Genomic DNA, 7911 nt, shown 5'->3' on the forward strand with positions numbered 1-7911 from the left:
TTGCCATAACAGGTGTGATAACTTCAAGAATTCCTCCATCAAGATCAAGATCAAACAATCTGGTTGTTAGATTATCAACCTCAAAATTAGTTGCCTTTTTAATGTTTCCTGAAAGTTTATCTATATCTTTTGAAATTTTATTTATACTCGCTTTATTTATTCTTGTGAATTCAGGATTGCTTTTTTGAATTTTCGCCAGAGTATTACCTAAACTTTCTAAAGCATTTAAAGCTTCTTCCTTAGGTTTTAACAATCTTTTACCGGTATTTGCAATAAGATCTTCTTTTAATCTTTTATAAATACTACCAATTTCTTTAATACTACCTGGTATATCACGCAATATCTCATTTACTCTGGTAGATTTTGGTATATTCCCCATAACAAGATCATCATAACTATTCACTATTTCATTTAGATTTTCCTGTAATTTAACTACTCTACCTTGATATCCTGCTTTTAAGTCATTTTTTATAATAGCTTTGATATTACCTTTTTCTAGTATTTTCTCAATAGCCTGAGCTTCATCATCTAAGCCATTTTTTCGCATTGTTTGAACAAGATTACTAAGACTTTTATGCATATTATTCGCATAAATAGCAAGGCTATCGTATTTTTCTCCTGTAGTCTTTATGGCTGCTTTTTTAAAATATGAAACTATCTTATCTACCCCCCTTTTTAAAGGGCCAAGAGCTTTTCCCAAAGCGTGATCTTTAAGTTGATTAAAACTAAGAAGAAAATCCAGGCCCTGCTGAATTTTTTCCTTTACACATAACGATAAACGCTCAAGTGGTGATAAAATTTCTTTATTATTCTTTAATTTATTGATACTTGTTTCTAAATTTTTATACCAAATTCTACTTTTTTGAGCAAACCAGCCTACCCTACTATGCATGAATGCAGCAGATGCAAGAATACTAATTAAGAGTATACTTGTCCCACCTAATATTTTTATATTTAGACCTTTATGACCTTTTTCTTTTTTTATCTCATTATTCTCAGATTGCTTATTCACCTGAAAAGAGTCATAAGCAATCTTCAGCCCTGGACTATTTTTGATAAATGACGCAAATATATCCGGTTTCTCTAAATTATTTAAGCTATTATGAGCTATATTCATGATTTTAATTGTTCTCATTTATTACATTTAAAACGTTTTATTGCTAATAATATAAAAACGATTGGAGTTTGAAATTTGTCATTACCAAAAATATAAATGGTACAAATAATTACAAATCTCAAACTATTACTCTGACCAATAAATTATGGAGGTGGGAATGTTTTCGTAGGAGCCTTGCCTGTGCGAAAGTGACCTTGTCACTTATTTAAGTCATCAATTATTCCAGTCTTAATTATGTGCGTTAGCACCTGTGACGGAGAAAATATTCCCATCGAAATTATTCGGTCAATCTACTGGTTCAGCAGAGCACTAATTATTCTGTTGAATTAGTTTTCTTTCAATAGCCTCAAAAAGATGAGTTATTTCATCATTATCAGCTTGTAAATTAATAATATATTCTGTTTTTTTTGATCCTAATCCATCTTTTATAAGACTAATCCTATAAGCTGACTCAAAATTATTTAACTTATCAATCCCGTAATCATCAAAATCCGCAGAATTATCATTTTCTATAATTATTTTAAAATTTGAAAATCTACAGTCTTTAATCACTAATCCCCTAAAAAACCCTTCAAAATCCTGCGACCAAATGATCTTATCTTCCAGAGTCAAGCTATCCAGATTCCTTATTATTTTTCTTATATAAGATGGAACTGGATTTTTTAGCATTAACTCCTTTATTTCAGGAATATCAAAATCCGACTCAGATAACTGACTTTTACCAGCTTTTGAGTTTTTTATAAAAATTTTAAATTTATTATTTTCTAACCTAAAATAATTCATCAAAATTAAAATTTTTCTCTTCAAAACGAATTCATTATAAGCAGAAACCAAAAAAAATATATTAACCAGCTGAGATGCAATACCAGTTAATCTTTAAATACTACTTTTTACCGTATCCTATTGGACATACCTACTTCTGTGAAAGCATTTGAGAGCTTAATTATTTATAGGTTTTTAAAAAATCTTCAAGTCCCATATATATAGCCTTAGCCGATTTCTCTTGAAATTTCTGATCAGTTAATAGTGTATACTCATCAGGATTAATCATAAAACCTATTTCCACAAGAACAGCAATTGGCTTATGAGGTCTTGTTAAAGCAAGACTATCCCAGAAAATACCAAAGTCTTTGAGTCCTAGATTCTGAACGAGAGATTTTTGAATACTCTTTGTTAAAGGTAAGGCTTGAGAATGATAATAATAAGTGCTTGATCCATGCTCCTTATAAGGATCTCTGCCATCAGGAAGGGCATTATTGTGAATACTTAGTAAGATCAAGGAATTAGCATCATTAGCAATTTTAATTCTTTCATAAAGCCCGACATTTTTATCGGTATTTCTGGTCATTATAACCTTTGCACCATTATTTTCTAATTCTTGCTTTAAAAATTTTGCTATTTCAAGGTTAATTGTTTTTTCAGGAACACCTGTTGGACCGACTGATCCAAGCTCAGTACCACCATGTCCAGGATCAATTGTGATGGTTTTATCTTTTAATGGGTTGTTGATATCAATGAATGGGGGCTTTCTAAGTTTTAGTATAAAAGTGTTATCCTCATAATAATAATCATAACCCCATAATTGTTTTGCATTAGGTGTAATAACTATTTGAAAGACATCCTTGAAAGGCTGTGTCGATTTAATTTCTTTAATAAAAGCCTCACTATTATTATAAGGAATGAGGCTAACATCAGATATTCCACCATAAATAGACAAACTAATTTGTGAATTTGAGAGTTGTTCTATAGAAACAGGCAATTTCTGGGATAATGGAACTTTTATTAACACGCTATCATTAACTGATTCAATATTTACTGAGCCAATGATGCTTTCAGCAACAGGAGCTCCTTCAGGCAAGATATTAATATCATTAACTGAAATCCATCCTTCCATAATATTACCCATTTTAAATCTATATTCATCACCAATACGTCCTGTTACATTAATTCGTGTTCCCACAGATAAAGGTGTTAGCCTGCTTTTACCAGGAGCATTTCTAACAATTGAATAATCTTTTACAACTTCTGCAACCATAGGAGTAAAGTTCTTAGGAATAACTGTCACTGTAGCATCAGCTGCTTCAGTTATATTATCATCTTCTGATGCTAATTTAATAATAATTGGTGTATTTTTGAAGATATCAGCTTCCTGAATCTTATAACTTCCACTATAAATACCTTTAACAGGAGATTTTGATGTATCAAAAGCTTTCCCAAAAACTATATCTGCTTTTGAATATTCAGGATTTAATTCAACCATTGGAATATCTTTTCTATTTCCTATAGAAAAACTGGCTTTATTCCCTGTTGATCCTTTAAATTTAAGATTTATAATGTCACCTGGTTGATAGGTGATATTTTGATCAGGTTTTATGCTTGATTTATCTATTTTCAATGGAAAATTTGGAATTGTCTTCTCATATTCAGGTACACTTATTGTGTATGCAAGTTTTTTTACTTTATCTTTTAATGTTGATTCTATGTTTATAGTATTATTTCCTCTATTTAAAGGTACAACTTGTACAAAACCACCGTTAGGATAAACATTAACATCATTTCCATTAATTTTTAGCTTAGCATTAGGGTTAGTACCTCCTACAAAAAATACAGATGGAGCATTAACCCTTGCATTATTTTTAGGATACACTATATTTAAGCCCAATTGTTCTTGCGTAAACGCAGGTAATAATGAAATAAAAAGCAGACTTAATATTGAAAAATATATATACCTCATAAATTTATCCTTCAAGTTTAAATAATTTTTTATAATATTGATAATATATCCCTTAATAATAGAATATCACTTGATATACCTAATTACCAATTTACTATTGCTCTGAACGATTAATTTTAAGGAGCGGGTAGGTTTTCTTCGTAGGAGCCTTTGTTTCATGTCAATTTATAGCTTCAACAGCGACAGAGAAAACATACTCTCTCTTAACCTAACAGAGTACTACATTTTAAATGGCGACTTCTGAAATTTATTTAACATTTGAATTTTTAACATTTTTAAAAATGTTAAGCTAAAAATACTTATGTGAGTAAAGATTTTGCAACATGAGGTAAAACTTTGATTGAATTTATCAGTTTTTTTATATATCCTCAATTTCATGTAGGTAAAGGAATTGGTCTAATTATTAACTGATTTTAAGTAATCAAAACTAAGTGAGAATATATGAATAATTTTGCGTTGCTTAATGAAAACACAATTGATCTGAGCGTAGCCATAACCCCAGCCAGTATGCTGGTTGAATTAGCAAAAATCCTTGAAAAAAATAATTTTAAGGGAAAAAAAGTAAGGCTAATTTTAAATGATATTCTCTTGACTACAGATCAGATATCTAACTTGAAAACCACTGTCGAGGATGCAGGTGTAGAAATAGCAGTTATTTATACTAAATCCTTAAATACTCAGCTTGCCGCATTAAGTGCAGGTCTTGCTGTTTCTGAAAAACTACCCAGTCAAGAAACACAAAATGTTAATATACAAACAGAAAATAACATTAATAACCCTGTAGAAATTATAGATACAAGCTTTCAAGAAATTGATGAACAGTATACAACAGAAAAAGCCCTGGAAGATATTTTAGATCAAGAATTAAATCAAGAAAAAGCTCAAAACAATACTAACCAGGAATCAAAGAATAAAACTTTATACTTAAAACAAACTCTTAGATCAGGTCAAACAATTAACTTTGATGGAAATGTAGTTATAATTGGAGATTGCCACCCTGGTTCAGAAATTATTTCAGCAGGAGACATCGTAGTATGGGGTATACTTAGCGGTATAGCTCACGCAGGGTCAAATAATAATTACAAATCCAGCATTAAAGCCTTAAAAATAAATGCCATTCAGCTTAGAATAGCTGATCTATACGCAAGAAAACCAGATAGACTTGAAGTCGAAAAAGCAGAAAAAATAAATTCCTTCATTCCAGAAGAAGCAAAAATCTCAGACGGTGAAATTAAAATTTACTCTCTAAACGGCTAAAAATAGGAGGCCTTAAACATGACAGGACGTGTTATAGTTATTACATCAGGTAAGGGTGGAGTTGGTAAAACTACTTCATGTGCTAATATCGGCACTGCTCTTGCAAAAAATGGTGCAAAAGTTGCACTTATTGATACTGATATCGGTCTTAGAAATTTAGATTTATTAATGGGGCTTGAAAATAGAATCGTATACACGATTGTTGATGTAATTGAAGAAAGATGTAAATTACAGCAAGCACTTGTAAAAGATAAGAAAAACCCTAATCTTGCCCTCTTGGCTGCTGCACAAACAAGAGATAAATCAGCTTTAACAGCAGAACAAATGATAGACATTTGCAATCGTCTTAAAGAAGAATACGATTTTGTCCTTGTTGACAGCCCTGCTGGTATCGAACAAGGCTTCCAGAATGCTGTAGCTGGAGCACAAGAAGCAATTATAGTTACCACTCCAGAAATGTCAGCTATCAGAGATGCTGATAGAATAATAGGACTTCTTGAAGCTAAAGAAGAAATTGTTAGCTACAAATTACTACTTAACAGAGTTCGTCCAGCTATGATAAAAGCTAATGACATGTTAAGCATAGACGATGTAGTTGATATCTTGTCAGTAAAACTGATTGGAATAATTCCTGAAGATGAAGATATCATCGTAAGTACAAATAAAGGCGAACCTATTGTAAATATGGAAAACTCTAAAGCCGGAGTAGCATATAACAATGTTGCAAGGAGAATTCAGGGTGAGGAAATTCCATTCATCAATTTAGAAGCTCCTGTAGGCTTTTTTGAAAAAGTTAAAAGTTTCTTCCTGGTAGGTGCAAATTCTTAAAATAAGGTGGTAGTATCGATGAAATTATTAGATAAAACAATTAATGAACTAAAAAGTAGCAAACTTAATAACAGACTTAATGAAATGGTTAATGAAATAGTATCAAGATTCAACCAGGTTCTTGCTACTAATAATGTTACAGTCAAAAAGACAAGTTTTAATAGTAAAAATGACGCCAGTAACAGATTAAAATTAGTCTTGATGCATGATAGAAGCAAACTTGCTCCTGGCACTCTTGAGCAAATGAGAGATGAACTTGTTGATGTAATTTCACGCTATGTTGAAATTGACAGAGAAGCGTTAGATCTTAATTTAGAAGACGGCTCAAGTACAATAGCACTTGTTGCAAATATTCCAATACTCAGAAATAAATAAGCTTATTCTGGGTAAACATTAAGCTTTATATTATATCTTTTAATGCCCTTAGGTTAATAACCATAAGGGCATTAGTTATTTATTAACTTCAAGCATTAGCCGTTTTACATCTTCATTCGTTCTGGCTTCAGGATTTGCATTTATAAGATAATTTAGAACCATATTAGCGTCCTGATACTTATTATAACTTCTATATAACAGTGCTAATTTTAAGGAATAATTGATATTTTTAGGATCACTTGTAATTAAGTTTTTATATTCAGTAGTTGCATTATAGACATCACCTACATCTTTATAAGAATCAGCAAGCCCTTCTCTGGCTTGAAGATAATTTGCATCAATTTCAAGAGCATTTTTATAATTAGTAATAGCTTCGTAATACTGTTTTTTATTATTGTACGCAGAGCCAAGGGATGTCCAGGCTATTGGATGATTCGGAACTCTTTTAACATAATCTTTTGCTTCTTGTAATTCCTTATCTAGCCTGGAATTAGAATCTCCTAATACAAGTGAATTTTTATCAAAATCCTTTTTAGCAATTTTTTGAGCGTCAAAATTAGAAATATCTGCATCTAACTTATATAGTAGCTTTATTGTGTTAACATCTCTATGAGAAAATACCAAATTCACAGATTTTTTGCCTATGGCAACGGGATACATAACATCATCTTCATTATAACTATGCCCCATAATTCCCAAAGCATGCCCGATTTCATGAAGAACAGTATAATAAATATCTGTTTCAGTAAAAATTGTCTTGTTGGGTCTCATCGTTGAAACTTCAATATTCGCATATTTCAGGATATTGCCTTTAATATGATGTGAGGTTAATCCACTAATAAAACCTGATCCTGTATTTGTTGTATCAATTGCCGGTACAAATTTAATTACTATATCTGCGTCATTAGGATTACTGACTAAAGTATAATTCATCAAACCGTCAAGTTTATTAATCCAGTCAGAAAAAGCCCTTTTAACAGCTGAACCGTAATACGATTGATAACCGGAAACATCCTTATAATTTCCTAAATACAATTTTAGTGGCATTTTCTCAAGATTCCAACGAACTATAAGACCACCATCAAGAGCATTATCAATATAATTTTCACCAATTCCATCAATACTGGGCTTTGATTCTGATTCATCCTCTATATCATTACCTGCATAATATTTCTGTATATTTGCAATAGCAATTACAGATAATTTTGCAGCACTACTAAGAGGGGCTAATTCAATTATTTTTTCATATTCTTTTTGAGCTTCATCAAGTCTTAAAAGATAAACCAGAGTCTGTGCGTAGTAATAACGATAATCTGCATTATATGGATCGCTGGATAAAGCCTTTTTAAAAGACAAATTAGCCTGAACATAATTTTTATTTTTGTAGAAATTTTTACCAGACTCATAATAATTTGCAGCAAAAGCTGAATTAGCTGAGATAATCAGAGCTAAAAGTAAAATTATTAATTTATTCTTCATTCCAGCTATCATATATTTTGATTTTATAATATTTTTTAATTTTATTTAATCCCTTAAATAAGACCACCGCATAACTCAAATATTAAAAAAACCCAAAAATTGGTAGCTGTTTTTTATGAAT

General features: G+C 30.9%; 6 protein-coding genes and 1 pseudogene (1 of these 7 running past the window's edge). 3 read left to right on the forward strand and 4 right to left on the reverse strand.

The window, feature by feature from the left end; translation table 11 throughout:
• The 3 genes and pseudogenes from A2255_08670 to A2255_08680 form a co-directional block, all read right to left on the reverse strand.
• Positions 1-1117: pseudogene (locus tag A2255_08670) on the reverse strand (hypothetical protein) (it extends 32 nt beyond the left edge of the window).
• A 309-nt stretch (positions 1118-1426) separates the two neighbouring features.
• Positions 1427-1900 carry a hypothetical protein gene (locus A2255_08675; GenBank protein OGI19641.1) on the reverse strand — a complete coding sequence of 158 codons (474 nt, stop codon included), beginning with the start codon at positions 1898-1900 and terminating at the stop codon, positions 1427-1429.
• 160 nt (positions 1901-2060) lie between these two features.
• A complete protein-coding gene (locus A2255_08680; GenBank protein OGI19642.1) occupies positions 2061-3851 on the reverse strand; it encodes a hypothetical protein in 1791 nt (596 codons plus the stop codon).
• Between the two features lie 441 nt (positions 3852-4292).
• Here A2255_08680 and A2255_08685 point away from each other — a divergent pair, with 441 nt between their 5' ends.
• The 3 genes from A2255_08685 (at position 4293) to A2255_08695 (ending at position 6311) form a co-directional block, all read left to right on the forward strand.
• Positions 4293-5108: a hypothetical protein gene (locus A2255_08685; protein OGI19643.1), complete on the forward strand. Its 816-nt coding sequence runs from the start codon at positions 4293-4295 to the stop codon at positions 5106-5108.
• Positions 5109-5126: 18 nt separating this feature from the next.
• A complete protein-coding gene (locus A2255_08690) occupies positions 5127-5936 on the forward strand; it encodes a septum site-determining protein MinD (protein ID OGI19644.1) in 810 nt (269 codons plus the stop codon).
• A 96-nt stretch (positions 5937-6032) separates the two neighbouring features.
• A complete protein-coding gene (locus A2255_08695; protein ID OGI19646.1) occupies positions 6033-6311 on the forward strand; it encodes a cell division topological specificity factor MinE in 279 nt (92 codons plus the stop codon).
• Between the two features lie 75 nt (positions 6312-6386).
• Here the strand turns inward: A2255_08695 and A2255_08700 are convergent, their stop codons facing one another.
• The gene (locus tag A2255_08700) at positions 6387-7790 is read right to left on the reverse strand and encodes a hypothetical protein (protein OGI19645.1); all 1404 of its coding nucleotides are present in this window, start codon (positions 7788-7790) and stop codon (positions 6387-6389) included.
• Between the last annotated feature and the right edge of the window lie 121 nt (positions 7791-7911).

This window comes from Candidatus Melainabacteria bacterium RIFOXYA2_FULL_32_9 (assembly GCA_001784615.1).
Taxonomy (GTDB): Bacteria; Cyanobacteriota; Vampirovibrionia; order Gastranaerophilales; family UBA9579; genus UBA9579.

Coding starts and splice junctions, on each gene's coding strand:
- A2255_08675 (OGI19641.1), bottom strand. CDS start 1,900: ATGAATTATTTTAGGTTAGAAAATAATAAATTTAAAATTTTTATAAAA.
- A2255_08680 (OGI19642.1), bottom strand. CDS start 3,851: ATGAGGTATATATATTTTTCAATATTAAGTCTGCTTTTTATTTCATTA.
- A2255_08685 (OGI19643.1), top strand. CDS start 4,293: ATGAATAATTTTGCGTTGCTTAATGAAAACACAATTGATCTGAGCGTA.
- A2255_08690 (OGI19644.1), top strand. CDS start 5,127: ATGACAGGACGTGTTATAGTTATTACATCAGGTAAGGGTGGAGTTGGT.
- A2255_08700 (OGI19645.1), bottom strand. CDS start 7,790: ATGAAGAATAAATTAATAATTTTACTTTTAGCTCTGATTATCTCAGCT.